Source organism: Ancylobacter sp. 3268 (assembly GCF_031456575.1).
Classification (GTDB): Bacteria; Pseudomonadota; Alphaproteobacteria; order Rhizobiales; family Xanthobacteraceae; genus Ancylobacter.
The window spans coordinates 130,797-157,212 of the sequence record NZ_JAVDUX010000013.1 but is presented as its reverse complement, the minus strand read 5'-3'; the positions used below and the strand labels follow the sequence as shown (position 1 = coordinate 157,212).

The window sequence follows — 26,416 nt, the reverse complement described above, 5'->3', positions numbered from 1 at the left end:
ATGAAGAAACGAGCAATACGAGGTCGCCGCTCGCCACGCTCGTCATACGCCGCTTCGCAACAAGCTGATATCATGCGGCTTTCAGCGCTGCTATCGTGCTTGGCATGGGTTCTGCTTTGACGCGGGTGGCTCGGCGGCGGTGACGGCCGGGCCAGGGAGACGAGATCAGATGAAGAAGATTGAGGCCATCATCAAACCCTTCAAGCTCGACGAGGTGAAGGAAGCGCTGCAGGAAGTCGGCCTGCAGGGCATCACCGTGACCGAGGCCAAGGGTTTTGGCCGGCAGAAAGGCCACACGGAACTCTACCGTGGCGCCGAGTACGTGGTAGACTTCCTGCCTAAGGTGAAGATCGAGGTCGTCGTAGGCGACGAGATGGTGGAGACGGCGATCGATGCCATCCGGCGCGCGGCCCAGACCGGCCGCATCGGCGATGGCAAGATTTTCGTCTCCAACATCGAAGAGGCGATCCGCATCCGCACCGGGGAGTCCGGCGTCGACGCCATCTGATGGGGTTGTGCCGGGCTCTTGAATCACGCCCGGCAATCCCCGCTGCCTGAAAAGGCAGGGCACATCAGAGGCAAGATACTATGACGACGGCCAAGGACGTCCTGAAGCTCATCAAGGACAACGACGTCAAATACGTCGACCTGCGCTTCACCGATCCGCGCGGCAAGTGGCAGCATGTCACCTTCGACATCACGATGGTGGACGAGGATTTCTTCGCCGAGGGGCAAGCGTTCGACGGTTCGTCCATCGCCGGCTGGAAGGCGATCAACGAATCCGACATGCATCTGCAGCCGGACCTCGATTCGGTCTGCATCGACCCCTTCTTCGCCGAGACGACGCTGGTCGTCGTGTGCGACGTGCTGGAGCCGACCACCGGCGAGCCCTATGGGCGCGACCCGCGCGGCATCGCCAAGAAGGCTGAAGCCTATATGAAGAGCACCGGTGTCGGCGACACCGTCTATATCGGCCCCGAGGCCGAGTTCTTCATTTTCGACGACGTCCGCTTCAAGGCCGATCCCTACAATACCGGCTTCAAGCTCGATTCGAGCGAGCTGCCAACCAATGGCGACACCGACTATGAGGGTGGCAATCTCGGCCACCGCGTCCGCACCAAGGGCGGCTATTTTCCGGTTCCGCCGGTCGACAGCGCCCAGGACATGCGTGGCGAGATGCTGGCGGCGATGGCCCGCATGGGCGCCAAGGTCGAGAAGCACCACCACGAGGTGGCTTCCGCCCAGCACGAGCTGGGTCTGAAGTTCAACACCCTCGTCACGATGGCCGACCAGCTGCAGATCTACAAGTACTGCATCCACCAGGTCGCCAACGTCTACGGCAAGACCGCCACCTTCATGCCCAAGCCGGTCTATGGCGACAACGGCTCGGGCATGCATGTGCACCAGTCGATCTGGAAGGACGGCAAGCCGCAATTCGCCGGCAACAAATATGCCGACCTCAGCCAGGAATGCCTGTGGTACATCGGCGGCATCATCAAGCACGCCAAGGCGCTGAACGCCTTCACCAACCCGCTGACCAACTCCTACAAGCGCCTGGTCCCGGGCTATGAGGCGCCGGTGCTGCTCGCCTATTCGGCGCGCAACCGCTCGGCGTCCTGTCGCATCCCCTACACCACCTCGCCGAAGGCGAAGCGCGTCGAGACCCGATTCCCCGACCCCGGCGCGAACCCCTACCTCGCCTTCGCCGCGCTGCTGATGGCCGGCCTCGACGGCATCCAGAACAAGATCGATCCCGGCCCCGCGATGGACAAGGATCTCTATGACCTGCCGCCGCGCGAGCTGAAGAAGATCCCGACCGTCTGCGGCTCGCTGCGCGAGGCTCTGGTGTCGCTCGACAAGGACCGCGAGTTCCTGAAGAAGGGCGGCGTATTCGATGACGACTTCATCAACGCCTATATCGAGCTGAAGATGACCGAGGTGATGCGTTTCGAGATGACGCCGCACCCGGTCGAGTTCGAAATGTACTATTCGGTCTGATCCGATCGCGGGCTGCACGCCCCGGACGACTGCCGCGAAACGGAAAAGGGCGCCATTCGGCGCCCTTTTTCACACGGGTCTGTTCGGCCGCATGTTTGCCGGCGCGGCTGCCTCACGCCTCCGGACGGTTCGCCGCCGCGCTCAGCCCGGCGCCCGGCCGTTCCACGCCATGGTCAATGTGCAGCATCACCCGGTCGCGCCCTCCCTGCTTAGCGGCATAGAGCGCCATGTCCGCCTGCGCCTGCAGCGCCGCCAGCGCCTCGCCCGGCGCGAGGGTCGGCAATTGTCCGGCCGCGAGGCCGATGCTGGCCGACAGCCGCGTCTCGCGCATCGGCAGCCCCTCGCCCGAGCGGCGGAAGGCGATGCGGATGCGCTCGGCGATCTCGCGCGCCACCGCCGTCTCCGCTCCGGGCAGCACCACCCCGAACTCCTCGCCGCCGAGCCGCCCGACAATGTCGGTACCGCGCAGATTGTCGCGCAGCACCCTGGCGAACAGGCGCAGCACGTCGTCGCCGGCGGCATGGCCATAGACGTCGTTGATGGTCTTGAAGCGGTCGAGATCGAGAGCCAGCACCGCGACCGGCCCGCCACGGGCGACGGCGTCGCGGGTACGGGTCAGAAATCCGCGCCGGTTCAGCAGGCCGGTCAGGTCGTCGATCAGCGCCGCCTCTTCGAACTGGCGCTCCCGTCGCTCGCGCACGAGGCCGATGACGCAGAAGGCCATCAGCAACTGGAACGCCACGAGTTCGAAGGCATAGACGATAAGTCCTGGATCCCGCAGGATAGTGCCGCCGGCATCGATGGTGGTGAACCCGAACAGCAGCAGAGATGGCCGCGCCAGCAGCGCAAACAGATGCAGCGACAGTAGCCCGATCGCCAGCCAGCGCGCCACCAGCCCGTCGGCGCGGCGGCGATAAAGCTCACGCATGCTCAGCAGCACCAGCAGGCTGGTAAAGGCCAGCATCACCCACATGCGCGGCACCGCATCGTCCCGGAGCGAGGGCAACTGGCAGATGGCGAGCCAGATCGCGATCAACACTGCCGGCAGAAGAAACACCGGCCGGCGGCGGTCGAAGGCGCGAAAGCCGTTCCAGCCGAGCCCCCAGGCCAGCAGCAGACCCGCATTGGCGAGCTCGACGGAAATGAAGGCCGGCACCACGCCGCGCGCCGCGAGGCCGGCGAGGCTCATGGTCGTCACCACGAAGGCGATGCCCCAATAGCCGAGCGCGCTCTCTCCCGGCCACATGACCCAGGATACCAGCAGCACGCCGGCGATGAGCAGCGTCGAGAACGTTGTGAAGGACCAGATCGTCAACGGGTCGTAGAACATGCGTCCTGCACCGAACGGGGCGGTTCCCCTGCCCTCCGAGATAGCGGAACGGCGCCTTCCTGCCTAGCAACCTTCCGAGCCCGGTACCGTCTGGCGGCGGGGACGGCAAACAAAAAGGGCAGGCCGCGAGGCCTGCCCTTCGATGCGATGGCGGATGAAGACGCCGATCAGCGCTTCGAGAACTGGAAGCTGCGGCGGGCCTTGGCGCGGCCGTACTTCTTACGCTCGACGACGCGCGAGTCGCGGGTCAGAAATCCGCCCTTCTTCAGCGGGCCGCGCAGCTCGGGCTCGTAATAGGTGAGCGCGCGGGAGATGCCGTGACGCAGCGCGCCGGCCTGGCCGGAGAGGCCGCCGCCGGAGACAGTGCAGACCACGTCGTACTGGCCGGTGCGGGCCGCCGCGGTGAAGGGCTGCTGGATGATCAGCCGCAGCACCGGACGCGCGAAATAAACTTCGAGCGCGCGGTCGTTGACGATAATCTTGCCGGTGCCGGGACGCACCCACACGCGGGCGACGGCGTCCTTGCGCTTGCCGGTGGCATAGGCGCGGCCGAACTTGTCGAGCTTCTGGACGTGCTTGGGCGCCTCGGGAGCCTGCGGCTTCAGGGCGTCGAGGGCGTCGAGGGACTGGAGAACCTCGGCCATGATCAGTTCCTCACATTCTTGCGGTTCAGCGAGGCGACATCGAGCGCCACCGGCTGCTGGGCCTCATGCGGGTGAGCCGGGCCCTTATAGACGCGCAGATTGCCCATCAGCTTGCGGCCGAGAGGACCGCGGGCGAGCATGCGCTCTACCGCCTTCTCCACCACGCGCTCCGGGAAGCGGCCGTCGAGCAGGAACTTCGCGGTCCGCTCCTTGATGCCGCCGGGGAAGCCGGTGTGGTGGTAATAGACCTTGTCGTTGCGCTTGTTGCCGGTCAGCGCCACCTTCTCGGCGTTGATGACGACGACATTGTCGCCGCAATCGACGTGCGGGGTGTAGATCGCCTTGTGCTTGCCCTTCAGGCGCGTGGCGATGATGGTCGCGAGGCGGCCGACCACGAGGTCGGTCGCGTCGATCACCACCCACTTCTTCTCAATGTCGGCGGGTTTTGCCGAAAACGTCTTCATGGGATTGATCCATATACGTAAGGGTGCGGCCATGCGGCTGCACTTCACTTGGCGCGGCTTCTAACCGAGCGGCGCGTGCGCGTCAATCGCACGACGTTCAAATTAATACAGCGAAATCAGCTACTTACAAAATAGGTATAAAAATACCTCGAAATAAGCCCCTCAAATCCCACGCGGCGGGATGGAATAGGTGGTCACGGCATGGGCGCAGAGCTCGTCGTCCGCCTCTCCCGTCAGCGCCACCTCGCACACGGCAAGCCGCTTGCCGAGCTTCAGCAGGCTCGCCTGGGCGAGCATCGGCCCCGGCGCCGGCCGCCGCAGGAAATTGATGGAGAAGTTGGTCGTCACCGCCAGCGGCACCGGGCCGATGGCGGCGAGGATGGCCGCATAGGCGGCGATGTCGGCAAGGCCCATCATCGTCGGCCCGGAGACGGTGGCGCCGGGGCGCAGATGCTCGTCGCCGGCGACCAGCCGCACCGTCACCCCTTCCGGGCCGGCACCGGCCACCTCGTGCGGCCGGCCGGGACCGAAGGCCTGCGGGAACTCGGCGACGAGATAGGACTGGAGCTGCGTGGCCTCCAGGCCGGCATCCGGCTGGCGGCGGACCCCGGTGCCGACCTCGCGCTGCGTCACATCCATTGCATCCTCCCTTGCCTCGTTTGCCGCAGTATCGCCCCCGCCGGCGCTCCCGTCAGCCGGCGGTTCGAAGCATAGATTTCATGCCATCCATCACCATATGCGATCGGAACCCATCGGGAGCCGCCGCATGAACCACGACACCTATTCCGACGCCTATATTGCCGAGCAGCTCGGCCGGGTGCGCACCATCGCCGTGGTCGGCGCCAGCCCGAATCCGGCGCGGCCCAGCCACGGCGTCGCCCGCTATCTCGCCTCGCAAGGCTTCACGGTGTTCGCCATCAATCCCGGCCAGGCCGGCCGCGACATTGCCGGGCTGCCGACCTATGCCCGCCTCGCCGACGTGCCGGAGCCGATCGACATGGTCGACGTGTTCCGCGCCCCGGAATATCTGCCGAAGGTGGTGGAGGAGGCGCTGGCGCTCGTCCCGGTGCCGAAACTGATCTGGTCCCAGCTCGGCGTGCGCGACGATGCCGCGGCGGCCCGCGCCGAGAAAGCCGGCGTCGCCGTCATCATGGACCGTTGCCCGGCCATCGAGATTCCGCGCCTGCGCTTCGCGCGGACCGATAGCTGACGCGCAGCAGCACCGGCCAGCGCAGCCGGCTCAGCGATAGCTGTAGAAAAAGATCTCGAAGGTTCTGAACTGCGGATCCCGCCTGGGGAGAACCGCGCCCTGCAGAACCTGGCTGGCCGGCACCAGCGAAGCCTGGAGCTGGCAGGAGGACAGGAAGGCGTCGAGGATCGATTTCACGAAGTCGGCGCGCAGCTCGGGAAGGTCGTCATTGGCATAGCTGGGGCCGATCGGCCGCGCCAGCGGCTGGCGGTCATAGACCAGCATTGGCGGCGTCAGGGTCGGCAGATAGGCGAGCGTGCTCGGGCTGCCCGCCGGCACCGGCCGGCTGAAGCGATCCGATTGATCGGCGAAGCCCCGGACGAGAAGCCGGAACTGTCCGTAATCTTCGTTGAGCGCGAAGTCCCACAGCGAGAGCGCCACGTAGAAGATCGACGTCAGCAGTTCCGCGGCATTCTGCACGGGAATATCGATCCCTCCCGCACCGGCCGAGCCTCCGGGGCTGAACTGCGGCACAAGAAATCTGGCGTTCTGCTGGCGGCGCTCCCGCACGAATTCCTGCGCCATGCGGCAGAAATAGGCACCGAAGGCAAAGGTGTCGGTCGGGTAGTAGCGAAACTGATAGTGTTCGGAGGCGAAGAGCTCGCCGAACTGCGGTCGCCCGGACGGCGTGATCTTGAATATGAGAGGATCGGCATCGCCGCGGATGACGGGCGCGTCGACCGAGGTGACTGTCAGCGCAGGAAACAGGCGCGTGAGCGCGGCCGCCATGTCGAGCCGCTCCTGCTGCGTGAAGCTGCGCTGCGGCGAGGAAATGGTCTGCGCATCGGCAAAAATGATCGCGCCGACGAGCCAGAGCATCGTCGCCGACAGGCGAGAGAGCAGCACAGCAACCCGAAACGCCGCCATAGGTCGCACCCCCGTGCGATCCCGATCCAGCCTACGATTCCACCGCGTGTCACCAATGTCCAGCAGCAAACCGGGCGCCGTCACCCACCGCCATCCCGGCGCCTACCCCTGACCGGGCCCGGATTACCCATATTCACAGCATAAAAATGGCCTTACGACTGGTTCACGTCCATCTTGCGTTTTTTTGGGACCCGGCGTGAACTGGCGATCAACACGCCTTAACTCCGAGGAACGCCACGTGACCGATACATCCCAGCCACAGACTCCCGGCTTCGCCACCCTCGCCGTCCATGCCGGCGCCGCGCCGGACCCCACCACCAAGGCGCGCGCCACGCCGATCTATCAGACGACGTCCTTCGTCTTCGACGATGTCGACCACGCCGCCGCCCTGTTCGGGCTGAAGGCGTTCGGCAACATCTATACGCGCATCGGCAACCCGACCAACGCGGTGCTGGAGGAACGGGTGGCGGCGCTCGAAGGCGGCACCGCCGCGCTGGCGGTCGCCTCCGGCCATGCGGCGCAGTTGCTCACCTTCCAGACCCTGCTGTCTCCCGGCGACGAGTTCATCGCCGGCAACAAGCTCTATGGCGGTTCGATCAACCAGTTCAACCACGCCTTCAAGAGCTTCGGCTGGAACGTGGCGTGGGCCGATGTCGACGACGTCGCCTCGTTCGAGCGCGCCATTTCACCGAAGACCAAGGCGATCTTCATCGAATCGATCGCCAATCCCGGCGGCATCGTCACCGACATCGCCGCCATATCGAAGATCGCCAAGCGCGCCGGCGTGCCGCTGATCGTCGACAACACGCTGGCGACCCCCTATCTCATCCGGCCCTTCGAGCACGGCGCCGACATCATCATCCATTCCGCCACCAAATTCCTCGGCGGCCACGGCAATTCCATCGGCGGCCTGATCGTCGACGGCGGCAGCTTCAACTGGCTGCGCGAGGGGCGCTACCCGTTCCTTTCCCAGCCGCGGCCGGAATATGAGGGCATCGTTATCGGCGAGGCGTTCGGCAATTTCGCCTTCGCCATCGCCGCCCGCGTGCTCGGCCTGCGCGATCTCGGGCCGGCGCTGTCGCCGTTCAACGCCTTCCTGATTCTCACCGGCATCGAGACGCTGCCGCTGCGGCTCCAGCGCCACAGCGACAATGCGCTCGCCGTGGCCAAATTCCTCGCCGAACATCCGAAGGTGGAATGGGTCAGCTATCCCGGCCTGCCGGGCGACCGCTATTACAACCTCGCCCAGCGCTACACGCCGAAGGGCGCCGGTGCGGTGTTCACTTTCGGGCTGAAGGGCGGCTTCGATGCCGGCGTGGCGCTGGTGTCGAACGTCAAGCTGTTCTCCCACCTCGCCAATATCGGCGACACCCGTTCGCTGATCATCCATCCGGCCTCGACCACCCACCGCCAGCTTTCCGATGCGCAGAAAGTGGCGGCCGGCGCCGGCCCGGATGTGGTGCGGCTCTCGGTCGGCATCGAGGACGTGGCGGACATCATCGCCGATCTCGATCAGGCGCTGGCCGCAGCGTGAGTGCAGCGCAGCAAAGGCCAGCCGTGCAATTATGAATGAATTATGGGCGTCTTATGCACGCCGCGCATGGCTGGGATGCCACATACATCCTACTGGATAAGCATGCTGTCGAATATATAGGCAGGGAAATGATTACGGAGCGTGCAGCCAAACCCGGTGGCCGCTCCGCTTTCGCAACCTGATGGAGACTTAATATGCTGCTCTGGGGCTTTATTGCCAAGCAGATCCGCCGCTGGCAGGCGTATCGTCGTACCGTTGTCGAACTTTCTCAGCTCGACGACCGCACCCTCGCCGACATCAATGTGTCGCGTTCGGACATCTTCCGCGTGGCGCGTCAGGCCGCTGCTGCGGCCTGATGGCGGTTCACCCCGCCTGCGGATCTTCTGAGAACGCGGACTGAGCGGCCCCGGCCTTCCGGGGCCGTTTTCGTTTGTGCGGGAGCCTTGCCGGCCTCTGGCCTTGCCGGCCTCTGGCCTTGCCGGCCTCTCATGGGTCTCCGGCCAGCTGCCCGCCCCCGTTTCCTGCCGATATGCGCGTGCGATAGTCCTGCGCCCGGCCACGATCCGTGCTAAGGGGCCGCCCGGAAAAGCGGACCCGACCGAGCATGAGCCTGAACACCCCTATCCCTGTCCATATCGTCGGCGGCGGCCTTGCCGGCTCGGAAGCCGCCTGGCAACTCGCCCGCCGCGGCGTGCCGGTGGTGCTGCACGAGATGCGCCCCGTCCGCGGCACCGATGCCCACAAGGGCGACGGCCTCGCCGAGCTGGTCTGCTCCAACTCCTTCCGCTCGGACGACCACACCTCCAATGCGGTCGGCGTGCTGCATGCGGAGATGCGCCGGCTGGGCTCGCTGATCATGGCCTGTGCCGATCGTCACCAGCTGCCCGCCGGGGGCGCGCTGGCGGTGGATCGCGACGGCTTCTCGCAGGCGGTCACCGAGGCGGTCAGCTCGCATCCGCTGATCACCGTCGCCCGCGAGGAAATCGCCGGCCTGCCGCCGGCGGAGTGGGACAACGTCATCGTCGCCACCGGCCCCCTCACCTCTCCGGCGCTGGCGGAGGCGATCCGCGCCCGCACCGGCGAAGGCGCGCTGGCGTTTTTCGACGCCATCGCGCCCATCGTCCATTTCGATTCCATCAACATGGAAATCGCCTGGTTCCAGTCGCGCTACGACAAGCCAGGCCCCGGCGGCACCGGCGCCGACTACATCAACTGCCCGATGAACAAGGCGCAGTACGACGCCTTCGTCGCCGCGCTGATCGCCTCCGACACCGTGCCCTTCCGCGATTTCGAAGCCAACACGCCCTATTTCGATGGCTGCCTGCCGATCGAGGTGATGGCCGCGCGCGGCCCGGAAACGCTGCGCCACGGCCCGATGAAGCCGGTCGGCCTCACCAATCCGCGCAGCCCCGAGGTGAAGTCGCACGCCATCGTCCAGCTGCGGCAGGACAATGCGCTGGGCACGCTGTTCAACATGGTGGGCTTCCAGACCAAGGCCCGCCATGCCGAGCAGGTGCGCATCCTGCGCATGATCCCCGGGCTGGAAAACGCCGAATTCGCCCGCCTCGGCGGTTTGCACCGCAACACCTATCTCAATTCGCCGCGCGTCCTCGATGGCACGCTGCGGTTGGCGGTCGAGCCGCGCCTGCGCTTCGCCGGCCAGATCACCGGCTGCGAGGGCTATGTGGAAAGCGCCGCCATCGGGCTGATCGCCGGCCTGTTCACCGCCGCCGAGCGGCTGGGCCAGCCGCTTCCGCCGCCGCCGGTCACCACCGCCCATGGCGCGCTGCTCGCCCACATCACCGGCGGGCATATTGAAACAGTCGAACCCGGCCCGCGCTCCTTCCAGCCGATGAACGTCAATTTCGGCCTGTTCCCGCCGCTCGACGCCAATCCGACCCGCGACGCCGAGGGCAACCGCCTGCGCGGCACCCAGAAAACCGTCGCCAAGAAGCAGGAAATGGCCCGCCGCGCCCTGCGCGACATCGACGAATGGGCGCGCAGCGCCGTCCCCGGCGGTGGCGAGGTGGCCGCGTGACCCGCCGTTTCGCCGATCCGCCGATGCCGACCGCCCGTTCCTCGGGCGGCCGCTTCGAGCTCGACACCGTGCTCAAGCGGGACATCTTCTCCACCATCGAGCGTGGCGTCTGGCACGATGCCGCCGGCGAGCATCCCGCCGTGCGCCGGCACTATGCCGGCGTGAAATGGTGGGTGAAGCCGCTCGCCCGTCACTTCGCCCGCCGCGAGGCCCGTGCCCTGCGCCGGGCCACGGGCAGCGGCCACACCGTGCCGGTGTTCGCGCTGGAGGAAGGCTGGCTGGTGCGCGGCTTCGTCGATGGCCTGCCGCTGCAGATCGCCCGCCCGGTCGGCGATGCCGCCTGGTTCGCCGCCGCCCGCGAGGGGCTGCGCGCCATCCACCGCCGGGGCATCGCCCATAACGATCTCGCCAAGCCGCAGAACTGGCTCCATGCCGCCGATGGCGGCGCGGTGCTGATGGATTTCCAGCTCGCCGTCTGCTTCTCCCGGCGCACCAAGCTGTTCCGCATCGCAGCTTACGAGGACATCCGCCACCTCCTGAAGCACAAGCGCAGCTTCTGCCCGGAGGCGCTGACCGCGCGCGAAAGGAAGATTTTGGCCCGCAAGAGCCTGATCAACCGGGTGTGGATGGCGACCGGCAAGCAGATCTACATCTTCGTTACCCGCAAGCTCCTGAACTACCACGACACCGAAGGCCGCGGCCCGCGGGCGATGGAGGAAGGCCCGCGCATCGCCGCGGCGCTGGCCGCCGCGCCGGGAGTGAAGGCGGCGCATATCACCGACTTCCCCACCCCCGGCGGCAGTTTCGGCCTCTATGCCTTCGTCGAGGCGGGGCCGGAGGTCACCGAAACCGCGCTTCGCGCCCATCTCGCGAGCAGCCTTCCCGGCCACAATCCGCCCGAGCATGTCCAGCTGGCCGCCGAGCTGCCGCGCGACGAATCGGGCGAGGTGCGCGACGACCTGCTGCGCCTGGTCGCGCTCAATCAGCTCGACCAGATGGAGCAGCTGCCGCGCACGCCGGCGCAGCAGACGGCGCTCGACGCCATCATCCGCGACCGCAGGAACCTCAGCGACCGCGTGCGGCGCGGGATCTGAGCCTCGGCGCGCGTTCCGCACTTTCTGTCTTGTCCTCTCCCCGGTGGGGAGAGGTGGCCCGCCAAGCGGGTCGGTGAGGGGACGCGGCCGGGAAGCGAAGAGCCCCCTCGCCCCAGCCCTCTCTCCATTGGGGGAGAGGGAGCAGCCCACCTCCCGGATCCAGCTTCCGCGGCGGCCGGCCTCTAGCCCGCCGGCTCCGGCGGCACGCTTCCCGCCACCGCCCGCAATTCCCGCACGAAGGCGTCGATCAGCGGCCGCTCCCCCTTCAGCCGCCGCGTGGCGACGAAATGCGCCGATTCGAAGCCGTAGCTTTCCGGGCGGATCACCCGCATCTGCCCGCGCCGCACCCAGTCCTCGCCGATATGGCGCGGCAGGTAGCCGATGAAGTGGCCGGAGAGAATCAGCATCACCTGCGCTTCCATCTGCACGATCGAGGCGCTCGCGCGCGGATGGTTCACCCTGTAGAGATCGTCGAAATGGCGATAGCCGCGCACGCTGAACAGCGCCGCCTCGATGTCCGCCTGGCCGATTTCCCGCGCCGGCCGCTCGAACAGTTTATGGCCGCGCCCGCAATAGAGCGCCTGCGGCTCGCGATGCAGCGGGATATAGGCGATTCCCGGCACCTTCTGCGAGAAGGCGCCGATCACCACGTCGCGCTCGCCGTCGAGCAATGCCTGCTCCAGTTCCTGCGGCGTCCCGAGCACGAGATCGACGAACACATCCGCCGCATAGTCCATGTAGCGCGACAGCGCGGTCTGCAGGCCGAGATGCGGATTGGTCACCACCCCGTCGAGAATGCCGATGCGCAGCCGCCCGACCAGCCGGTGCCGGTCCTGGCCGATGCGGGCGTGAAAACCCTCGATGTCGTCGAACAGCCGCCGCGCCGCCGCCAGCGTCGCCTCGCCGAAAGGGGTGAGCCGGAACCCGGAACGGCCGCGCTCGCAGAGCTGGCCGCCGAGCTTGCGCTCCAGCGCCGCCAGATGGGTGGACAGCGTCGATTGCGAGAGGTTCAGCGCGATCTGAGCGTCGTGGAAGCCGCCCTCATCGGCCAGCACAACGAACACCCGCAGCAGCCGCAGATCGATATTGTCGAGGCGGCGCATCGGGGCTCCAGGCATCACATCGATGATTATCGATACAATCTTCCATTAAACGTGATTTCTGTGAATGTGAAACTGCGCCAGAATCGTCGGGGAGCTGGGAGAAACGCATGCCCGATATCGGCCTCTCCGGCCTTGCTGGCCGCACCGTCCTGGTGACCGGCTCCAGCCGTGGCATCGGCCTCGGCATCGCCCGCGGCTTCGCCGCCGCCGGCGCCCGGCTGCACATGCTCGCTGACGACCCGGCGGTCTTCGAGGCCGCCGAGCGGCTCGGCGCCACCGGACACCAGTGCGACATCACCGATTCCGGAGACGTCGCGGCGCTGGCAGCGCAGCTGCCGCGCCTCGATGTGCTCGTCAACAATGCCGGCCTCGAGCTGATCACGCCGCTCGACGATGCCAGCGAGGCGAACGAGGTCACCTTCCGCCGCGTCGTCGAGATCAATGTCGTCGGCACCTTCCTCGTCACCCGCGCCCTGCTGCCGGGCATGGGCGCGGGCGGGCGCATCGTCAACACCGCCTCGGTATGGTCGCGCGGGGCGGAAGCGCTGTTCGGCGCCTATGTCGCCTCCAAGCACGCGGTGATCGGCCTCACCAAGAGCTGGGCCAAGGAACTCGGCCCGCGCGGCATCACCGTCAATGCCGTCTGCCCGGGCTGGGTGCGGACGGAGGCCTCGCTGCGTTCGCTCGATCGCATGGCAGACGCCCGTGGCATTGCGCCGGACGACCTCCTCAAGGAGATCGTTTCGGCGCAGATTCTCCCCGGTTTCATGGAGCCGGACGATATGGCCGGCACCTACCTGTTCCTGGCGTCCGATCTCGCAGCCAACATCACCGGCCAGAGCCTCGGCGTCGATCGTGGAGAATTCCCATGGTAGCGCCGCACAAGGATTTGCGGGTCGTCATCACCGGCGCGGCAAGCGGCATCGGCCTTGCCAGCGCCAATGCGCTGGCCGCCGCCGGCGCCAAGGTGGTCGGTTTCGATCTGCACCCGCCGGAGGTGGCGAACTGGCCGACCATCCTCACCAATGTCGCCGACGAGGCGGCGGTCATCGGCAGCATGGAAGCCGCGGCCGCCCATCTCGGCGGGCTCGACGTCGTCGTGAACTGCGCCGGCATCTGCATCGAGACGCCGCTCGCCGGCTTCGATATCGCCGCCTATGAGCGCATGGCCAGCGTCAATATTCGCGGACCGATCCTGATGGCGCGCGAGGCTCTACGTTATTTTGCCGGCGAAGGATCAGCAAGGGGCCGCATCATCAACATCGCCTCCGAACTCGCCTTTCTCGGGCGGGCCGGCTATTCCGGTTATGCCGGCACCAAGGGCGCCCTTCTCACCCTCACCCGTTCCTGGGCGCGCGAGCTCGCCCCGCACATCCAGGTCAACGCCATCGCGCCCGGACCGGTTGATACGCCGCTGCTCGACTTCGAGAACCTGTCGGAGGAGCTGAAGCACATGGAGACCGCCAACCCGTTCGGCCGCGTCGGCCGGCCGGATGAGGTGGCACAGGCGGTGCTGTTCCTCGCCAGCCGCGCGACAGGTTTCATCACCGGCCAATGCATCAGCATCGATGGCGGCGCGGCAATGCACTGACCTCGACAGATCACGCCTGCCTTTTCCTCTCCCCGGTGGGGGAGGTGGCCCGCGCAGCGGGTCGGTGAGGAGGAACGAATTGGGAAGCGTTGCTCCCCCCTCACCCCATCCCTCTCCCCGCCGGGGAGAGGGAGTATCGTCCCTCTCTATGACAACAGCCGGAACACAGAGGAAATCATGGTCGACAGCGTCCGTCTCGACGAACTGAGCTGGCCGGAATTCGCGGCGAAGGTCGCGGCCGGCGCCCCGGTATTTCTGCCGCTCGGCTCCACCGAGCAGCACGGCCCGCATCTGCCGCTTGGCGTGGATGTGGTGCTGCCCACCGGCGTGTGCGAGCGGGTGGCGAAAGCGGTCGGCGGCATCGTCGCTCCCACCGTCAATTACGGTTGCAAGTCGATGCCGCGTTCCGGCGGCGGCGAGCACTTCCCCGGCACGCTCAGCCTCGATGCCAATACCTTCGCGCTGGTGCTGCGCGACGTCATCCGCAACCTCGGCCGGCAGGGCGTGCGGCGTCTAGTCATCGTCAACGGCCATTACGAGAACCTCTGGCCGTCGGTCGAAGGCCTCGACCTCGCGCTGCGCGAATTGAAGCGCGACGGCATCGACGACATGCAGGTGATGCGCCTGGAATATTGGGACTTCGCCACCCGCCCTACGCTGGACAAGCTGTTCCCGGACGGCTTCCCCGGTATCGAGCTCGAACATGCCAGCCTGTTGGAAACCTCGCTGATGCTGCTGTTCCGGCCCGATCTGGTGGAGATGGACAAGGTGCCCACCGACGGCCCCGCCACCTTCCCGACCTATGACCGCTTCCCGGTTCCCGCCGATTTCGGCCTGCCGCCCTCGGGCGTGCTGGCGGTCGCGGTCGGTTCCACCGTCGAGAAGGGCGAGTTGCTGATGGCCGACTACCTCACGCGCATCTCCGCCGTCATCACCAAGGAATTCGGGCTCTGAGGCCCGCGTCGAGGCAATCATGACCACGCAGTTCGAGCCGCTCGATTCCGGCGCCGTGCCCCGCTATGCCGGCATTCCCACCTTCATGCGGCTGCCGCAGGCCGAGCCGGCCGAGGTCGATATCGCCCTGCTCGGCATCCCCTATGACGGCGGCGCCACCAACCGCGTCGGCACCCGCCACGGCCCGCGCGAGATCCGCAACCAGTCGAGCCTGATGCGCCGCGTGCATCACGTCACCGGCCTGTCGCCCTATGACCGCGCCCGCATCGCCGATTGCGGCGACGTGGCGGTCGATCCGATGGACCTGATGCGCACGCTCGACCTCATCTCGGCGCATTATGCCGGGGTGAAGGCGGCCGGCACCCTGCCGCTCACCGCCGGCGGCGATCATCTCGTCACCCTGCCGATCCTGCGCGGGCTGGCCGCGGACGGCCCGGTCGGGCTGATCCAGTTCGACGCCCATTCCGACACCTATGACAGCTTCTTCGGCGGCAGCCGCTACAATCACGGCACGCCGTTCCGCCGCGCCATCGAAGAGGGGCTGGTCGACCCGACGCGCTTCGTCCAGATCGGCCTGCGCGGGGCGATCTCGGATGCGGCGAACTACGACTTTGCCAAGGCCGCCGGCATCCGCATGATCTTCATCGAGGAATTCGCCGAGCGCGGCGTCGCCGAGGTGATGGCCGAGGCCCGCGCGATCGTCGGCGACAAGCCGACCTATGTCACCTTCGACATCGACGGCATTGATCCCTCGCAGGCGCCGGGCACCGGCACGCCGGAGATCGGCGGCCTTTCTACCCGCGAGGCCCAGCTTCTGGTGCGCAGGCTCGATGGGCTGAACCTGATCGGCGCCGATGTTGTCGAGGTCGCCCCGCCGCTCGATCCGTCGGGCCTCACGGCGCTGACCGGCGCCACCATCCTGTTCGAGCTGCTCTGCGTGCTCGCCGGCGTCGTCGACGCGAAAGGAGACAAGTGATGGCCCATGGTTATGAAGGCGGCCGGCTCGACTTGCCCTTCGTCGGCATCTGCACCTTCGGCAAATACCCGCTCCAGCTCGACTGGGACACGATCGACGCCGACGTCGCGGTGCTCGGTGCGCCCTTCGATCTCGGCACCCAGTGGCGCACCGGCACCCGTACCGGGCCGCGCGCCATCCGCGAGGCCTCGACGCTGTTCTCCTTCGGGCACGCGGGTGCCTATGACCATGAGGACGACGTCACCTATCTCGCCGCCGAGAACACCCGCATCGTCGACATCGGCGACGCCGATATCATCCACACCGACACGGTCGGCAGCCACGCCAATATCGAGGCCGGCGTGCGCGCCATCCTGAAGGCGGGGGCGATCCCGGTGGTGCTGGGCGGCGATCACTCGATCAACATCCCCTGCATCAACGCCTTCTCGGACCAGGAGCCGATCCACATCGTCCAGTTCGACGCGCATCTCGACTTCGTCGACGAGCGGCACGGGGTGCGCTTCGGCCACGGCAACCCGCTGCGCCGCGCCGCCGAGAAGGACTACGTCACCGGCCTCACCCAGCTCGGCATCCGCAACGTGTCCTCCACCGCCCGCGAAGGCTACGAGGCGGCGCGCGCCATGGGCTCGGACATCCTCAGCGTAAGGCAGATCCGCAAGCTCGGCACCGAGGCGGTGCTGGCCCGCATTCCGGAGGGCAGGCGCTACTATGTCACCATCGACATCGATGGCTTCGATCCCTCCATCGCGCCGGGAACGGGCACGCCGAGCCATGGCGGCTTCGCCTATTACGAGGTGCTGGAACTGCTGGACGGGCTGACCAAGCGCGGCACGGTGGTGGGCGTCGACCTCGTCGAGGTGGCGCGCGAATACGATGCCGGCGGCATCACCGCCATCCTCGCCGCGCAGGTGCTGCTGAACTTCATCGGCCGCATCCTGCACAACCGCCGGGCCTGAGCTTCCTCGGGCGGGCCGCTGCGGCAGATCGTTGCGGCAGATCGTTGCGGCAGATCGTTACGGCAGATCGTTACGGCAAGCGCCTACCGCTTAAACCGCGCGCTGTCCGCCCGATTTCCTCTGTATCGAAGCCGGGCGGGGGTGGTCTCCCGCGCACCGGCGGTGCCAAGATGCGCCGCCGGGTTCGTCAGTGAGAGAGAGGCGACATGCATTCGCACAAAACCAGCAACGATCTTCCGTCCAACGCCAAGAACGTGGCCATCGACCTGCTCAACAGCAATGTCGCGGCCTCCATCGACCTTGCCCTCGCCACCAAGCAGGCGCACTGGAATCTCAAGGGACCGCAGTTCATCGCGGTGCATGAGATGCTGGACGGTTTCCGCACCCAGCTCGACGATCATGTGGATACCATGGCCGAGCGGGTGGTCCAGCTCGGCGGCACCGCGCTTGGCACCACCCAGACGGTGGCGAAGGCAACGTCGCTCGATCCCTACCCCACCGACATCTTCAAGGTGAAGGCGCATCTGGAGGCGCTGATCGCGCGCTACGCCAAGGTGGCGAACACCGTGCGCAAGGCGATCGACGAGGCCGACGAGGCCGGCGATCCGACCACGGCCGACATCTTCACCGCCGCCTCGCGTGATCTCGACAAGGCACTGTGGTTTCTCGAAGCCCACCTCCAGGAACCCGGCTGAGATTCCCCGCCGCCTCGGCCATCGCCGCGTCGATGGCCGAGATTGGAGCGGGCTCGTTGCATCCGGCCCCGCACGGCGGAACCCGCCGGCGGGAATGCTTCCGGGCAGGCGGGACACATCGGCAGCAAGAAACCGCTGCGATCTGCCCGCCACTGCTTGGCATCACTTGCCGGTGCGCAAGCAGCCGGGGACCCTCTCCTCACATTTGTCTTTTTCGCATCAGCATTTAGGATCCAACCGCTAAAGAATCGGTGCGGCACCTTGCGGGTGTGCTGGAAAACCGCTGTATTGCGTTGGCAAGAGGGGATGATACCGTATGGCTGGTAACGCGGCTTCGCCCGGCAAAACGCCGGAGAACGAGTTTGATCGCGACATCATCCCATCGGATCCGCAAGGGTCTCACGATGTGACGGGTGATTCTGTCATCACCCATCTGGAGATCGCGCGGCTGATCGAACGGGCGCACCGGCGCTTCCTCGATCTTTTGCGCATGGAACTCACGCGCCTGTCCACCGACGACATCAGCCCCTCGCAGGTCATGCTGCTGTTCACCATCGGGGCCGACGAACTGTCGGTGCGCGACCTGTTGGAGCGCGGCCATTATCTCGGCTCCAACGCCTCCTACAATCTCAAGCAGCTCGTGGATGCGGGCTATGTGAACCGCACGGCATCGCAGCGTGATCGCCGCTCGGCGCGGTTGAGGCTGACCCCCAAGGCGGTCGAGCTGTGCGACCGCATCCGCGCCATCCATGATTCGGTGCACCGGCAGAACGTGCGCGACGATGCCGACGCCCGTGACCTCGTCACCGCCTATAACGTGCTGCGCCGCCTCGAAATGTTGTGGACAGGTTCGCTGCGCTACGGCGAGGGCAACTGAGCCGCCCTCCGCGCAAGCCGGACAATAAAAGGGCGCCCGAGGCGCCCTTTTCTTTTCTCGAAGCGCGCATCGCCTTCAGGTGATCACGTCCGGCGCGCGGCGCCCGGTACGGCCTTCGATGTCCGGCAGGCTGCGCGAGATGGCGATCAGGTCGGCCAGCGCCGCCTGCGTTTCCAGCTCATGCCGGCCGGCGTCCGGCTCGAAACGCTCGATATAGACGCGCAGCGTTGCCCCGGCGGTGCCGGTGCCGGACAGCCGGTACACGATGCGCGACCCGTCGGTGAAGAACACCCGCACGCCCTGCTTCGTCGTCACCGAGCCGTCGACCGGGTCATGATAGGCGAAGTCGTCCGCCTTCTCCACGGTGAGCCCGCCGAGCACCTGCCCGGCCAGCCCGTCGAGCCGGCCGCGCAGGTCCGCCATCAGCCCGTCGGCGGCGGCGCTGTCGACCTCCTCATAATCGTGGCGCGTATAGTAGTTGCGGCCATAGGTCGCCCAATGCTCGCGGACGATCTCGGCCACGCTCTGCTTGCGGGCGGCGAGGATGTTGAGCCACATGAGCACCGCCCACAGCCCGTCCTTCTCGCGCACATGGTTGGAGCCGGTGCCGGCGCTCTCCTCGCCGCAGACGGTGGCGAGGCCGGCATCGAGCAGGTTGCCGAAGAACTTCCAGCCGGTCGGCGTCTCGTAGCAGGTGATGCCGAGCTTCTCGGCGACGCGGTCCGCCGCGCCCGAGGTCGGCATGGAACGGGCGATGCCGGCGATGCCCGCCTTGTAGCCCGGCGCCAGATGCGCGTTGGCGGCGATCATGGCGAGCGAGTCGGATGGCGTGACGAACTGGCCGCGGCCGATGATCAGGTTGCGATCGCCGTCGCCATCCGAGGCGGCGCCGAGATCGGGCGCCTTGTCGGACATCAGAAGGTCGTAGAGGTCCTTGGCGTGGACCAGATTCGGGTCGGGATGGTGGCCGCCGAAATCCGGCAGCGGCTCGCCATGCACCACCGTGCCTTCCGGCGCGCCGAGTTCGCCTTCCAGAATCGCCTTGGCATAGGGGCCGGTCACCGCGCTCATGGCGTCGAAGCGCATGGAAAAGCCGCCGGCGAACAGGTCGCGAATGGCGCCGAAGTCGAACAGCTGCGCCATCAGCTCGGCATAGTCTTCCACCGGATCGATGACATCGACCACCATGTCCTCGACGCGGGCAAGGCCCGGCACGTCGAGGTCGATGTCGTCGGCATCGGAGATCTTGTAGGCGGTGATGGTCTTGCTGCGCTCGAAGATGGCATCCGTGATGCGCTCGGGCGCCGGCCCGCCATTGCCGATATTGTACTTGATGCCGAAATCGCCGTGCGGACCGCCGGGATTGTGGCTCGCCGACAGCACGATGCCGCCGAAGGCCTCGTGCTTGCGGATCACGCAGGAGGCGGCCGGTGTCGACAGGATGCCGCCCTTGCCGACCAGCACGCGGCCGAACCCGGCGGCGGCGGCCATCTTGATCACCGTCTGGATCGCCTCGCGGTTGAAGTAGCGCCCGTCGCCGCCGATGACGAGCGTCTCTCCCTCATAGTTCTCCAGGCTGTCGAAGACCGACTGGATGAAATTCTCGACATAGTGCGGCTGCTGGAACACGGGCACCTTCTTGCGCAGGCCGGATGTACCCGGCTTCTGCCCGTCGAAGGGCGTGGTGGCGACGGTGCGGATCATTTTACCCCCAAAGGATACGCCAATGCATGGAACGCGAATGGGCGGAAAGATCAGGCGGCGGGCGCGCCCAACGCGCTGAGATGCTGCAAGAGTCCGGCCGAGGACCCGCTCAGCGAGGGTGGCGCGACACCGCTCTCCACGGCCGGCAGCAGCGTGTCGGCGAGTTCCTTGCCCAGCTCCACCCCCCATTGGTCGAAGCTGTTGATGTCCCAGATCGCCCCTTCGACGAAGACCCGGTGCTCGTAGAGCGCGATGATGCGCCCCAGCGCGTACGGATCGAGAGTGCCATAGGCCAACGTCACCGACGGCCGCGAGCCGGGGAACACCCGGTGCGGCGCCAGGCGATCCGCCTCTTCCGGCGCCACGCCCTTGGCGAGCAGCTGGCTCCGCGCCTCCTCCAGCGTGCGCCCGCGCATCAGCGCCTCGGACTGGGCGAGGCAGTTGGCCATCAGCATGGTGTGGTGGCGCTCCAGCCCCGGCTCGTGGCCGCGCGCGGCGACGAGGAACTCCACCGGGATCGGGCTGGTGCCCTGGTGGATCAGCTGGAAGAAGGCGTGCTGGCCGTTGGTGCCCGGTTCGCCCCAGACCACCGGTCCGGTGTCATGGGCGACCGGCTTGCCCTCGCGGGTGACGCGCTTGCCATTGCTCTCCATGTCGAGCTGCTGGAGATAGGCCGGCAGCCTTGCGAGATGCTGGTCATAGGGGATCACGGCACGGGTGGCGTAGCCGCAGATGTCGCGGTGCCAGATGCCGGTGAGCGCCAGCAGCACCGGCAGGTTCTCCTCCAGCGGCGCGCCGGCGAAATGCGCGTCGAGATCGGCGGCGCCATCGAGGAAGGAACGGAACGCCTCCGCCCCGATGGCGATCATCAGCGGCAGGCCGACCGCCGACCAGATCGAGTAACGCCCGCCGACCCAGTCCCAGAAGCCGAAGACGCGATCGGGAGCGATGCCGAACGCCGCCACCTTGTCGAGCGCGGTGGAGACGGCGGCGAAATGCGAGCCGACCGCCGCCTCGCCCAGCGCCCCGGCCAGCCAGGCGCGCGCCGAGCGGGCATTCGCCATGGTCTCCTGGGTGGTGAAGGTCTTGGAGGCGACGATAAACAGCGTCGTCTTCGGGTCGAGCGACTTCAGCGTGTCGTAGAGATGCGCGCCGTCGACATTGGAGACGAAATGCAGCCGCGGCCCGTCATGATAGGGAGCCAGCGCCAGCGTCGCCATGGCCGGTCCGAGGTCCGACCCGCCGATGCCGATATTCACCACGTCGGTGAAGCGTTCGCCACCCTCACCGGTCACCGTACCGGCCCGTACGCCCTCGGCGAAGACGCCCATGGCGGCGAGCACGCCGACGACCTCCGGCATGACGTCCTGCCCGTCGACGAGCACCACCTCGCCCGCCCGCCGGCGCAGCGCGGTGTGGAGCACGGCGCGGTTTTCGGTGATGTTGATGCGCGCGCCCGAGAGCATGGCGTCGCGCTTGGCCTCCACCCCGGCGGCACGGGCGAGGTCGAGCAGCAGCGCACGGCTAGCGTCTGTCAGCGAAGTCTTTGAATAATCAAGAAGAAGATCGTCGAGCCGCAGCGAGAACCGGCTGAAGCGATCGGGATCGGCGGCAAACAGGCTAGCAAGTGTGGCGCCCTTTTCCCGGGCATGGCTGTCGTTGAGGGCGTTGAAAATCCGGTCGAGGTCGGCGCTCATAAATATCTCCGGCTCTGGCAATCCATGGCAGCCTACGATGTCGGCGCGAGGCTGTCCTTTACCGCTTCGATCAATTGCTTCAGCGTAAATGGCTTCGGCAAAAAGCCGAAATCCGCACCTTCGGGCAGGTTTTTGGCGAAGGCCTCCTCGGCATAACCCGACATGAATATGACTTTTATGTCGGGATAGGAGACCCGCAACTCCCGCAAGAGGCTCGGCCCGTCCATTTCCGGCATCACCACGTCGGAAAGCACGAGTTGCACCGCGTTGCCATGGGCCTCCATCACTTCCAGCGCTTCAATGCCGGAGCCGGCTTCCAGTACCTGATAGCCGCGCGAGGCGAGTGCGCGCGCCGCGAAGGCGCGTACCGCTTCCTCATCCTCGACCAGCAGCAGCGTGCCGCGCCCGGTGAGGTCGGCCGGCTTGGCGGCCACCTCCGGTTCGGGCACTTTCGCCGGCGCGTCGTCCACCTCCGGCACATGGCGCGGCAGGAACACGCGGAACACCGTGCCGCGGCCCGGCACACTCTCGAGATCGATGGTGCCGCCGGTCTGCTTGACGATGCCATACACCGTCGACAGACCAAGGCCGGTCCCCTTGCCGACCTCCTTGGTGGAGAAGAACGGCTCGAAGATCTTGTCGATGATCTCGGAGGGAATGCCGGAGCCGGTGTCCATCACCTCCACCAGCACATGGTCGGCCGCCGGCAGGCCGGCGCGGGCGTAGGGCTCCGTCTCCGCCGCCGTGACGTTGGCGGTGCGAATGGTCAGCGTGCCGCCGTCCGGCATGGCGTCGCGGGCGTTCACCGCCAGGTTGACGATCACCTGCTCGAACTGGTTGAGGTCGGCCTTCACCGGCCAGAGGCCACGCCCCTCCTTCACTTCCAGCTTCACCCGCTCGCCGAGCAGGCGCCGCAGCAGCATGGAAAGGTCGCTCATCACGTCGCCGAGGTTCAGCACCTGCGGGCGCAGCGTCTGGCGGCGGGAGAAGGCGAGCAGCTGGCGCACCAGGCCGGCGGCACGATTGGCGTTCTGCTTGATCTGCATCACGTCCTGGAAGGACGGATCGGTCGGCCGCGCATTGGCGAGCAGAAGGTCGGAATAGCCGATGATGGCGGTGAGCACGTTGTTGAAGTCGTGCGCCACGCCGCCGGCCAGTTGGCCCACCGCCTGCATTTTCTGGCTCTGCGCGAACTGCGCCTCCAGCGTGCGCTGCTCGGTGGTCTCGATGGCATAGACGATGGCGGCCTCGGCCTCCTCGCCGCCATCCTCGACCGGTGCGAGGTAGAAGCGGGCGGAGCGGGCGCTGTCGCCGGCGAAGCCGACATCCACCGGGCCCGGTGGCGCATGGCCGGTGAGCACCTGTTCCAGCCCGGCGACGAGAGCCGGCCGAGAGTTCTCCGCCGCGGCCTCGACGAGCCGGCGCGCCTGCCCGGTGTCGCCGCCGCCGCCGAACTGGCGGGCGAACATGGCGTTGGCCCGCACGATCCGCCCCTTGCGGTCGATGGTGGCGATGGCGATCGGCGAATTGTGGAAGAACCGGGCGAAACGCACCTCCGCCGCCCGCAGCGGATCTGCCTCGTTGTCGGCGCGGGAGCGGTTCACCACCAGGGTGCGCGAGGCTCCCGGCGAGCCGTCGGCGGCAAAGGAGACGCGGTGCCACATGCGCACCGGCAGGCGCTGACCGTTCTTGCGCTTCAGGTCGAGGTCGAACACCTCGGTGCGCACCCCGCCGGGCGTCGGCGTCATGCCGGTCAGCAGCGCGGCGGAAGGGCCGGGCACGATATCGGCGACGGTCAGCCCGCCCGGCCCGAACTCGGCAAGGTCGTAGCCGAGCCAGTCCACCAGCGTGGCATTGATGTAGTGGATCGCTCCGCCGGCCGCCGAAAAGAACCCCGCCGGGGCGTGGTCGAGATAGTCGATGACGTGCTGGAGCTCGAGAAAGGCGGTCTCCTGCCGTTCCCTTTCGCGGGTGAGATCGGTCACCGTCCAGATGACCGCCCGGCCCGGCGCCGGACGGGCCCCGAGCCTCAGCCAGCGCACCGCCCCTCCCGGCAGGCTGGCAATGCGCACTTCCTCGGAGACCGCGCGGCCGTCGCGCACGCCCTGCGCCAGACGATAGACCGCTTCCGAGGCGTCGGGATCGGCGGTGAACAGCCGCTCGACCGGGCGGACATCATCCATGGAGCTGGCGCCGGTAATGGCGAGGTAACTGGCATTGGCGTGCAGCACGCGGCCAAGCGCATCGACGATGCTCATGCCTTCCGGCGCGCCATCGACGATGCGGCGGGCGAGTTCGTCGGAGGGGTCGGGCATGCCGAAGCGCAGCAGCCCGGCGGCATAGGCGAACAGGGCGAAGACGCCGATCACCGCCAGCGCGCTGAGCAGGCCGACGATCCAGGGGTCGGCATTCTCGCGTCCGAGCAGCAGCAGCGACACCACCGCGCCGACGAGCGCCAGCGCCACCGCCAGCACCAGGCGGATGCTGCCGCCGATTTCACGACGGTCGAGAAGGTGATCGTCGGGTCCGCTGTCCGCCATGTCCATGCCAGAAGCCGTCCTGCATCCGCCGGCGCGATAGAGCCTCCGCCGATGCCTCGGAAGGCGAGTCACTGATTCCCTTTGGTGCCCGAGCGCGCCCGCAGGGGCAAGGGCGGATTTGGCCCGGCACCAGATTTGCCCCAGTGGGGGCGTAGGACGGAAAGGCGCTTGAACGCGAGCCAGGGTTGCCGCAGCCCCGGTTCCGCTCCAAAAAGAGGCGAGCGATGCCGTCGGCGGCCGTCAGCCGGCCCCGCGGCACCAGGGAGACAAGCTTTATGTTCGACACGCTCTTCGCTAATGGCAGCCTCACCGGCACCGGCGTGCTGGCTGCCATAGGCATCGGCCTCATCCTTCTCGTCGTGCTGGTGATCCGGCTCGGCCGGCGCAACCGCCACCGTCCCGTCACCGTCGGCGGCCTTCGCCTGGCGGTGCTCGACCAGATACCCATCGACGAGACCCGGCGACTGGTGCTGATCCAGCGGGACGATGTCCAGCACCTCGTCATTCTCGGCGGCGGCAGCGATTTCCTGGTCGAGGCCGGCATCGGCCGTCCCCCGACCCGGCAGGCCGTTGCCCCGGCGGAACCGGCGCCCGTGGCCGAGCGCGCGCCGCCGGCCCCTTCCAAGCCGGTGCCGGCTCCCCGTCCGGTGGCCCCGGTGCGCGAGGCGACTCCGGTGCGCGAGATGGCCCCGCCTCCGACAGTCCCGGGCACGCCCGCGACCGGCGCGCCCAGGCCGGCGGTTACAGCGGCAGCGGCATCGGTGGTCGCCGCCGCGGCCACCGTCCCGGATGCCCGGCCCAAGCCGATCAAGCCGGCCGAGCCGCCGGTGCCGGTCTTCGACGCGACCGAAATCGTACCGGAGCCCGCCCCTGCCGAGCCGCCGGCCGCCGAAAACCGGCCCGCCGCGGCGCCCCCGACCGAAGAGACGCGCGCGCCCGGCGGCACCGGCCGCGTGGCGGTGAAGCTCGACCCGCATTTCGCCGGCATGGTCGATCAGCTGGAAGCGACGCTGCGCCGCCCGACGGCGGAGGCGACTTCCCGCGCCGCGCCGGCTATCGGGCCGGCGGAAGCTGCCGTCGAGAACCCGCGCGCCGAGGTACCGCCGGTGCAGCCGGCCGAGCGCCCCGGCGTCGTCGATCCGGATTTCGAGGCCGAAATGGCAAGCCTGCTCGGCCGCAACCGCCGTCCGTAAAGACGGCCATCGGAATATGAAAAGAGCGGCTCGCCGGCATGGCGGGCCGCTCTTTTCGTCTGATCGGATCGCGCGGCGTGCGGATCAATCGTCGCGATAGACGCGCTCGCGGCGCTCGTGACGCTCCTGTGCCTCGATCGACAGGGTAGCAATCGGCCGGGCTTCGAGACGCTTGAGCGAAATCGGATCGCCGGTCTCTTCGCAATAGCCGTAGCTGCCGTCGTCGATACGTTCCAGCGCGGCGTCGATCTTGGCGATCAGCTTGCGCTGGCGGTCGCGCGCCCGCAATTCGATGGCACGGTCGGTTTCGGAAGAAGCCCGGTCGGCGATGTCCGGGTGATTCTGATTTTCGTCCTGGAGATGCTGAAGGGTTTCCTTCGCCTCGCGCAGAATGTCATCCTTCCACTGCAGCAGCTTGAGGCGGAAATACTCCCGCTGCCGCTCATTCATGAAAGGCTCGTCCTCGCGGGGGCGATATTCCTCGTCGATGACTACCGACATCGGCCTTCGTCCTCGTGTTGCAGGGTATGCCCCTTTCGGGCGCAGCTTATAGCGTTCCGAACCGCGCCGTACAACCGTCCTCATTGTCATCCACATGACATGAAATGGCGGATTTTTCAGCAGCTTGCGCGGAAATTGCAGGCAAGCCCCCCGTCCCGCCCTCCCCGGCCGGAAACAACGCCGCCTTCGCATCGGGACGGCCGCGGCCGGTGAATGAAAAACCACGGCAACAAACCCGCGGCTCGGGTCGAGCGCGGCGCACCGGGCTCGGCGGCAAAGGCGCAGGCAAAGCGCCCCACTACCTCCACGCATAGGCGCCCGCAAGCGTCATCCTCGCGGAATGGCGGAACGGGGAACGACGATCCGGAAAAACGAAAGGCCCCACCCGGCACTGCACCGGGCGGGGCCTTG

General features: G+C 67.2%; 25 protein-coding genes. 15 read left to right on the top strand and 10 right to left on the bottom strand.

What is annotated here, in order from left to right; genetic code table 11:
* Window positions 1–169 precede the first annotated feature (169 nt).
* Both J2X65_RS18740 and glnA read left to right on the top strand, forming a co-directional pair.
* Window positions 170–508, top strand: a complete 339-nt coding sequence (locus J2X65_RS18740; protein ID WP_213355983.1) for a P-II family nitrogen regulator — start codon at window positions 170–172, stop codon at window positions 506–508.
* An 80-nt stretch (window positions 509–588) separates the two neighbouring features.
* Window positions 589–1,998 (top strand): type I glutamate--ammonia ligase, encoded by a 1,410-nt coding sequence (gene glnA / locus J2X65_RS18735; RefSeq protein WP_310204023.1) that lies wholly within the window; start codon window positions 589–591, stop codon window positions 1,996–1,998.
* A gap of 112 nt (window positions 1,999–2,110) precedes the next feature.
* On the opposite strand, the gene J2X65_RS18730 is transcribed toward glnA, so the two are convergent.
* The 4 genes from J2X65_RS18730 to J2X65_RS18715 form a co-directional block, all read right to left on the bottom strand.
* Window positions 2,111–3,328, bottom strand: a complete 1,218-nt coding sequence (locus J2X65_RS18730; protein ID WP_310204020.1) for a GGDEF domain-containing protein — start codon at window positions 3,326–3,328, stop codon at window positions 2,111–2,113.
* A gap of 167 nt (window positions 3,329–3,495) precedes the next feature.
* Window positions 3,496–3,972, bottom strand: a complete 477-nt coding sequence (gene rpsI, locus J2X65_RS18725) for a 30S ribosomal protein S9 (RefSeq protein WP_310204018.1) — start codon at window positions 3,970–3,972, stop codon at window positions 3,496–3,498.
* Between the two features lie 2 nt (window positions 3,973–3,974).
* The gene (gene rplM / locus J2X65_RS18720) at window positions 3,975–4,436 is read right to left on the bottom strand and encodes a 50S ribosomal protein L13 (protein ID WP_310204015.1); all 462 of its coding nucleotides are present in this window, start codon (window positions 4,434–4,436) and stop codon (window positions 3,975–3,977) included.
* Window positions 4,437–4,598: 162 nt separating this feature from the next.
* Window positions 4,599–5,075: a PaaI family thioesterase gene (locus tag J2X65_RS18715; protein ID WP_310204011.1), complete on the bottom strand. Its 477-nt coding sequence runs from the start codon at window positions 5,073–5,075 to the stop codon at window positions 4,599–4,601.
* A gap of 127 nt (window positions 5,076–5,202) precedes the next feature.
* Here J2X65_RS18715 and J2X65_RS18710 point away from each other — a divergent pair, with 127 nt between their 5' ends.
* Window positions 5,203–5,646, top strand: coding sequence for a CoA-binding protein (locus tag J2X65_RS18710; RefSeq protein ID WP_310204008.1), 444 nt, complete (start codon window positions 5,203–5,205; stop codon window positions 5,644–5,646).
* A 30-nt stretch (window positions 5,647–5,676) separates the two neighbouring features.
* Here the strand turns inward: J2X65_RS18710 and J2X65_RS18705 are convergent, their stop codons facing one another.
* Window positions 5,677–6,552: a hypothetical protein gene (locus J2X65_RS18705; RefSeq protein WP_310204005.1), complete on the bottom strand. Its 876-nt coding sequence runs from the start codon at window positions 6,550–6,552 to the stop codon at window positions 5,677–5,679.
* Window positions 6,553–6,790: 238 nt separating this feature from the next.
* Between J2X65_RS18705 and J2X65_RS18700 the strand changes: the two genes are divergently transcribed.
* From J2X65_RS18700 to J2X65_RS18685, 4 genes are all read left to right on the top strand, one after another.
* A complete protein-coding gene (locus J2X65_RS18700; RefSeq protein WP_310204002.1) occupies window positions 6,791–8,086 on the top strand; it encodes an O-acetylhomoserine aminocarboxypropyltransferase in 1,296 nt (431 codons plus the stop codon).
* Window positions 8,087–8,280: 194 nt separating this feature from the next.
* On the top strand, window positions 8,281–8,442 hold the full coding sequence (locus J2X65_RS18695; protein ID WP_310204000.1) for a DUF1127 domain-containing protein: 162 nt from the start codon (window positions 8,281–8,283) through the stop codon (window positions 8,440–8,442).
* Window positions 8,443–8,690: 248 nt separating this feature from the next.
* A complete protein-coding gene (trmFO, locus tag J2X65_RS18690; RefSeq protein ID WP_310203997.1) occupies window positions 8,691–10,124 on the top strand; it encodes a methylenetetrahydrofolate--tRNA-(uracil(54)-C(5))-methyltransferase (FADH(2)-oxidizing) TrmFO in 1,434 nt (477 codons plus the stop codon).
* On the top strand, window positions 10,121–11,218 hold the full coding sequence (locus tag J2X65_RS18685) for a serine/threonine protein kinase (RefSeq protein WP_310203994.1): 1,098 nt from the start codon (window positions 10,121–10,123) through the stop codon (window positions 11,216–11,218). Before trmFO ends, J2X65_RS18685 begins: the two co-directional genes overlap by 4 nt.
* Window positions 11,219–11,400: 182 nt before the next feature.
* Here J2X65_RS18685 and J2X65_RS18680 read toward each other — a convergent pair whose 3' ends face one another.
* Entirely contained in the window at window positions 11,401–12,321 is a 921-nt protein-coding gene (locus tag J2X65_RS18680) for a LysR family transcriptional regulator (RefSeq protein WP_310203991.1), read from the bottom strand.
* Window positions 12,322–12,428: 107 nt separating this feature from the next.
* Between J2X65_RS18680 and J2X65_RS18675 the strand changes: the two genes are divergently transcribed.
* From J2X65_RS18675 to J2X65_RS18645, 7 genes are all read left to right on the top strand, one after another.
* Complete coding sequence (locus J2X65_RS18675) at window positions 12,429–13,196, top strand: SDR family oxidoreductase (RefSeq protein WP_310203988.1); 768 nt, start codon at window positions 12,429–12,431, stop codon at window positions 13,194–13,196.
* Entirely contained in the window at window positions 13,190–13,912 is a 723-nt protein-coding gene (locus J2X65_RS18670; RefSeq protein WP_310203985.1) for an SDR family oxidoreductase, read from the top strand. The genes J2X65_RS18675 and J2X65_RS18670 overlap by 7 nt, the downstream gene beginning before the upstream one ends.
* 177 nt (window positions 13,913–14,089) lie before the next feature.
* Window positions 14,090–14,866: a creatininase gene (locus J2X65_RS18665; protein WP_310203982.1), complete on the top strand. Its 777-nt coding sequence runs from the start codon at window positions 14,090–14,092 to the stop codon at window positions 14,864–14,866.
* 19 nt (window positions 14,867–14,885) lie between these two features.
* Window positions 14,886–15,842 carry an agmatinase gene (speB, locus tag J2X65_RS18660; RefSeq protein ID WP_310203979.1) on the top strand — a complete coding sequence of 319 codons (957 nt, stop codon included), beginning with the start codon at window positions 14,886–14,888 and terminating at the stop codon, window positions 15,840–15,842.
* Entirely contained in the window at window positions 15,842–16,798 is a 957-nt protein-coding gene (gene speB / locus J2X65_RS18655; RefSeq protein ID WP_310203976.1) for an agmatinase, read from the top strand. Before speB (J2X65_RS18660) ends, speB (J2X65_RS18655) begins: the two co-directional genes overlap by 1 nt.
* 206 nt (window positions 16,799–17,004) lie before the next feature.
* A complete protein-coding gene (dps, locus tag J2X65_RS18650) occupies window positions 17,005–17,493 on the top strand; it encodes a DNA starvation/stationary phase protection protein Dps (protein WP_310203974.1) in 489 nt (162 codons plus the stop codon).
* 406 nt (window positions 17,494–17,899) lie between these two features.
* Entirely contained in the window at window positions 17,900–18,370 is a 471-nt protein-coding gene (locus J2X65_RS18645; protein WP_310203972.1) for a MarR family transcriptional regulator, read from the top strand.
* 75 nt (window positions 18,371–18,445) lie between these two features.
* Here J2X65_RS18645 and J2X65_RS18640 read toward each other — a convergent pair whose 3' ends face one another.
* From J2X65_RS18640 to cckA, 3 genes are read right to left on the bottom strand one after another with little or no spacing between them, the layout of a single operon-like run.
* Window positions 18,446–20,074, bottom strand: coding sequence for an alpha-D-glucose phosphate-specific phosphoglucomutase (locus J2X65_RS18640; RefSeq protein WP_310203967.1), 1,629 nt, complete (start codon window positions 20,072–20,074; stop codon window positions 18,446–18,448).
* 50 nt (window positions 20,075–20,124) lie between these two features.
* Entirely contained in the window at window positions 20,125–21,771 is a 1,647-nt protein-coding gene (gene pgi, locus J2X65_RS18635) for a glucose-6-phosphate isomerase (RefSeq protein ID WP_310203965.1), read from the bottom strand.
* 32 nt (window positions 21,772–21,803) lie between these two features.
* Complete coding sequence (gene cckA, locus J2X65_RS18630; protein WP_404977752.1) at window positions 21,804–24,311, bottom strand: cell cycle histidine kinase CckA; 2,508 nt, start codon at window positions 24,309–24,311, stop codon at window positions 21,804–21,806.
* A 275-nt stretch (window positions 24,312–24,586) separates the two neighbouring features.
* Here cckA and J2X65_RS18625 point away from each other — a divergent pair, with 275 nt between their 5' ends.
* Window positions 24,587–25,504 carry a hypothetical protein gene (locus J2X65_RS18625; protein WP_310203959.1) on the top strand — a complete coding sequence of 306 codons (918 nt, stop codon included), beginning with the start codon at window positions 24,587–24,589 and terminating at the stop codon, window positions 25,502–25,504.
* Window positions 25,505–25,588: 84 nt separating this feature from the next.
* On the opposite strand, the gene dksA is transcribed toward J2X65_RS18625, so the two are convergent.
* Entirely contained in the window at window positions 25,589–26,005 is a 417-nt protein-coding gene (dksA, locus tag J2X65_RS18620) for an RNA polymerase-binding protein DksA (protein WP_213363173.1), read from the bottom strand.
* Window positions 26,006–26,416: the final 411 nt, after the last annotated feature.

What these genes read in the sequence shown, in the direction of transcription:
- J2X65_RS18675 (WP_310203988.1), top strand. Translation starts at nt 12,429, where the DNA reads ATGCCCGATATCGGCCTCTCCGGCCTTGCTGGCCGCACCGTCCTGGTG.
- J2X65_RS18710 (WP_310204008.1), top strand. Translation starts at nt 5,203, where the DNA reads ATGAACCACGACACCTATTCCGACGCCTATATTGCCGAGCAGCTCGGC.
- rplM (WP_310204015.1), bottom strand. Translation starts at nt 4,436, where the DNA reads ATGAAGACGTTTTCGGCAAAACCCGCCGACATTGAGAAGAAGTGGGTG.
- cckA (WP_404977752.1), bottom strand. Translation starts at nt 24,311, where the DNA reads ATGGCGGACAGCGGACCCGACGATCACCTTCTCGACCGTCGTGAAATC.
- J2X65_RS18665 (WP_310203982.1), top strand. Translation starts at nt 14,090, where the DNA reads ATGGTCGACAGCGTCCGTCTCGACGAACTGAGCTGGCCGGAATTCGCG.
- J2X65_RS18640 (WP_310203967.1), bottom strand. Translation starts at nt 20,074, where the DNA reads ATGATCCGCACCGTCGCCACCACGCCCTTCGACGGGCAGAAGCCGGGT.
- dksA (WP_213363173.1), bottom strand. Translation starts at nt 26,005, where the DNA reads ATGTCGGTAGTCATCGACGAGGAATATCGCCCCCGCGAGGACGAGCCT.
- J2X65_RS18680 (WP_310203991.1), bottom strand. Translation starts at nt 12,321, where the DNA reads ATGCGCCGCCTCGACAATATCGATCTGCGGCTGCTGCGGGTGTTCGTT.
- rpsI (WP_310204018.1), bottom strand. Translation starts at nt 3,972, where the DNA reads ATGGCCGAGGTTCTCCAGTCCCTCGACGCCCTCGACGCCCTGAAGCCG.
- pgi (WP_310203965.1), bottom strand. Translation starts at nt 21,771, where the DNA reads ATGAGCGCCGACCTCGACCGGATTTTCAACGCCCTCAACGACAGCCAT.
- dps (WP_310203974.1), top strand. Translation starts at nt 17,005, where the DNA reads ATGCATTCGCACAAAACCAGCAACGATCTTCCGTCCAACGCCAAGAAC.
- J2X65_RS18740 (WP_213355983.1), top strand. Translation starts at nt 170, where the DNA reads ATGAAGAAGATTGAGGCCATCATCAAACCCTTCAAGCTCGACGAGGTG.
- trmFO (WP_310203997.1), top strand. Translation starts at nt 8,691, where the DNA reads ATGAGCCTGAACACCCCTATCCCTGTCCATATCGTCGGCGGCGGCCTT.
- J2X65_RS18715 (WP_310204011.1), bottom strand. Translation starts at nt 5,075, where the DNA reads ATGGATGTGACGCAGCGCGAGGTCGGCACCGGGGTCCGCCGCCAGCCG.
- J2X65_RS18705 (WP_310204005.1), bottom strand. Translation starts at nt 6,552, where the DNA reads ATGGCGGCGTTTCGGGTTGCTGTGCTGCTCTCTCGCCTGTCGGCGACG.
- J2X65_RS18695 (WP_310204000.1), top strand. Translation starts at nt 8,281, where the DNA reads ATGCTGCTCTGGGGCTTTATTGCCAAGCAGATCCGCCGCTGGCAGGCG.
- speB (WP_310203979.1), top strand. Translation starts at nt 14,886, where the DNA reads ATGACCACGCAGTTCGAGCCGCTCGATTCCGGCGCCGTGCCCCGCTAT.
- J2X65_RS18670 (WP_310203985.1), top strand. Translation starts at nt 13,190, where the DNA reads ATGGTAGCGCCGCACAAGGATTTGCGGGTCGTCATCACCGGCGCGGCA.
- J2X65_RS18730 (WP_310204020.1), bottom strand. Translation starts at nt 3,328, where the DNA reads ATGTTCTACGACCCGTTGACGATCTGGTCCTTCACAACGTTCTCGACG.
- J2X65_RS18625 (WP_310203959.1), top strand. Translation starts at nt 24,587, where the DNA reads ATGTTCGACACGCTCTTCGCTAATGGCAGCCTCACCGGCACCGGCGTG.
- speB (WP_310203976.1), top strand. Translation starts at nt 15,842, where the DNA reads ATGGCCCATGGTTATGAAGGCGGCCGGCTCGACTTGCCCTTCGTCGGC.
- glnA (WP_310204023.1), top strand. Translation starts at nt 589, where the DNA reads ATGACGACGGCCAAGGACGTCCTGAAGCTCATCAAGGACAACGACGTC.